This window comes from Pseudomonas sp. (assembly GCF_049645325.1).
GTDB lineage: Bacteria > Pseudomonadota > Gammaproteobacteria > Pseudomonadales > Pseudomonadaceae > Aquipseudomonas.
This window is the reverse complement of sequence record NZ_JBARTQ010000350.1, coordinates 1-3,258: the sequence shown is the minus strand read 5'-3', so window position 1 is coordinate 3,258 and position 3,258 is coordinate 1. Positions and strand designations below refer to the sequence as shown.

Here is a 3,258-nt window from a genome sequence, read left to right as displayed (position 1 = left end):
ACTGACCCACCGCTATCGCAGGCAAGCCAGCTCCCACAGGGTGGGTACGGCGTTGGTGTCTAGAACTGCCAGTTCAGGCTCAGCCCCACACCCTGGGTCTTCTCCCGCCCACCCAACTGGCCGTTGTAATCGAGGTTGACCCGTGTGGTCGGGCTCAGCGCCAGGCTGGCCTGCACGCCCACCAGCGCTGCATCGCGCAGCAACGGCGAACTGCGCACCGCAAATGTCGGCCCGCCCGCCACAAACCCCAGGTGTTCTTCAGACTCAACGGCGCTGAGGCTGTGCTGCCAGCCCAGCGAACCGGACAGCTCCAGCTGCTGATGGTCATTCAACGGCAGGGTTTTCAACGCGCGCACACCGAGCGTGCTGAGCACCGCATCACGCCGGTCGCTGCCGCGTTCCAGGGCAGCGGCGTCGCCTTTTTCGTGGAACGACTCACTGTCCAGGTGCACGTAGGCAAGATTCGCAAAAGGCTCCAGCGCCAGGGGTTGCAGGTGAATGCGGTAAGCCGCTTCGGTGAACAGCTGGGCGGTGCGCGCATCCAGCTTGGCTTTTTGCTTGCCGCTGACCTCGCCGTATTGCAGGTCACGCTTCACATCGCCGCGATGCCAGCTGTAGGCCCCGCCGACACTCACGCGCCAGTCGCCGAGTTCACGCCCGGCATACGCGCCGACGTGGTAGCTGTCGATGGAGGCCGATGAGTGCGTGCCGCTGCCCATGCCGAGCGAACTGTCGCTGTAGCCGGCGACCACGCCCACCCGGGTTTGCTCGTCCAGCGCACCGGCGACACCGGCCAGCAGGCCGCCAATCGAGGTGGTCGAACCTGCCGTTTCGCTGCGGCTGTCGGTTTTGCCCCAGGCGCCGAGCGCCTTGAGCCACAGGTTGCTCTCACCGCTGACCGGCACATGGCGCAGGCGCTCACCGACCGCGTCGCGCAGTTGGCGGCTGTCGTTGATCAGCATCGCGCCAATCGCCGGGTAGATTTCGCCGGACAGTTGCTGCAAGCCCTGTCGCGCGCTGGCGAGCGAATCCGACTGCAACACGCTTTCATACACCGGGTTGCCCGCGCCCAGTTGCTCGGCAGCGGCGGCCACGGCGCGCTGGTTGCGCGTGGCGGCGACGCTGGCGAAAGCAGTGCCATTGCGCCCGACGTCCAGCTGCACGCCATTGGCGGCGTAGTCGAGGGTGCCGCCAAGGAACAGGTAGTTGGGCAGCACTTGGCCAAACTGGCCTTGAATACCGCCCGCCGCTTGCAGGATGGTGTACTGGCGGCCGATCAGGCTTTGGGCCTGGCTCTGGCTGAGCAATGTCGGGCTGTTTTCCAGCGCCAGGGTCACGGTGCCGCCGCCCAGCACGGCCTTGCCGCCCGCGACAATGCGGTCGCTGCTGGTAGGGGTCAGTTCCACTGCATAGGTGGAACCAGCGCCCAGGTTCACGTCGCCCGCCACCTGCAAAGTGCCCACGGAATTGCCCGGGGCGACGGTGCCGCCGCTGTTGACCGACAACGCCGCAATGCGCCCGGAACCGCCAAGGGTGCCGCTGTCATTCACGGTCACCGCCGAGGTCAGCGCGCCATTCACGGCCAACAAGCCGCCGTTGACGGTGGTCGCGCCACGAAAGGTGCTGTCGCCACTGAGCAACAGGCTACCGGCGCCGGATTTGATCAGGCTGCCCTCGTACACGCGGTTCGCGGCGGCGGCATCACGTGCGCTGCCCACCGCATAATCGGTCTTGTCCTGCTGGCTGGCATTGGCAGCCACACCGTTTTGCCACCCCTTGTCGACCAGCGTTTGCTGCCACGCCGTGTGCTCGGCACGGTCTTCCGCCTGGCGCTGAATCAGTGCCTGGTCAGAGATGCCGTTACGCCACACATCGCCCTGCCCGGCGCCCAGATTCACGTTCATCGCACCGAGCAATTGCCCCGGCCCGTGCATCGCCCGGCCGAGGTCCGGTACGCCCCAGCCGACGATGCTGTTGGGCGCCTGGGTGATCGAACCGTCGAGTTGGGTCGCGGTGGTCAGCAACACCTGCAACGCCTGCTCGTTGCTCATGTACGGGTAGCGTTCCATCACCAGCGCCAGCGCGCCGGTGGCATGGGGCGCCGACATCGACGTGCCGGATTTCACCCCATAGCCGCCCTCCGGAATGGTGCTGTTGATCAGCGCGCCAGGCGTGGAAATGCACCAGTACTTTGCAACGCCGCACTTGTTGTATTTCTGGTTATTGGCCTTGTCCAGACCGGACACGGCCAGCCAATGCCCTTCCAGTTCCGGCTGAAAATACGGCAAGGCCGAGCGCACGCTGGCATTTGCATAACCGCTGTTGCCGGCGCTGAATACGTTGATAACGCCGGCCTTGGCCACATCCGCCGCAGCGTCCAGCCAGGTGCCCTGGTTGTAATGCTGGGCGTAGGCCGCGTGCAGGTCGCCGAGGGTCTGGTAGCTGACATTCGGCGGCTGGCTGCCCCAACTGTTGTTGATGGCGCGCACACCGGAATCCACCAGGGCGCTGTACACTGTCTTGAAATACTTGGGGTCCGGGGTCGGGCCGAACAGGAAGCTGTCGTTGGCGTTGGTGTTGCCCACGTAGATTTGCGCGTTGTACGCCACGCCATGCATGCCCACGCCGTCACGCGCGGCGCCCATGGTGCCGGTGACGTGGGTGCCGTGGGAGTCGTTGTTCGGGTTGAGTGCACCGGTGGTGCTGAACGCGCTGCCATCGACATAGGTGCCAGTGGCGGTGACCGCGTGATAACGGTCTTTGGAGGCTTCCGGGTGATTGGGGTCGAACCCCGAGTCCAGCGCGCCGATTTTCACGCCGCTGCCGGTGATGCCCGCGGCGTAAGCCTCATCCGCTTTCATGCGGCCCAGGCCCCAGTCGCTCTGGAACTCGGCGGAACGCCAGCTGGTGGGGTTACCCGGTTGACCGGTCTCGGTGTATTGCGCCTGTGCCGCAACGGACAGCAGGAGCAAGGAACCGGCGGTAAACGGTTTGAAGCGGGATGAATCGGTGATCATCTAAACCTTCCTTATTGTTTTTATGGCTGCTCATTTCACCGGGCCGAAGGCCTCATCGACTTTCGCCAGGTCGGTGTCGCGCAAGTTGCCCGCGTAGTAGTGCAATTTGGTCCAGGCCATCAAATAGTCGTAACGCGCCTGGGCCAGGTCGCGACGGGTGCTGTACAGCTGCTGCTCGGCATTCAGCGCGTCGAGGTTGACCCGCTCGCCGCCGAGGATGCTTTGCTTGGTCGACACCACC

General features: G+C 64.9%; 2 protein-coding genes. Both read right to left on the bottom strand.

Annotated features, from left to right (window positions below):
• Positions 1-59: 59 nt before the first annotated feature.
• The gene (locus tag WBB95_RS15520) at positions 60-3,017 is read right to left on the bottom strand and encodes an autotransporter domain-containing protein (protein ID WP_424488390.1); all 2,958 of its coding nucleotides are present in this window, start codon (positions 3,015-3,017) and stop codon (positions 60-62) included.
• 30 nt (positions 3,018-3,047) lie between these two features.
• The coding region (locus WBB95_RS15515) for a TolC family protein (RefSeq protein ID WP_424488389.1) at positions 3,048-3,258 on the bottom strand (211 nt) is incomplete at its 5' end.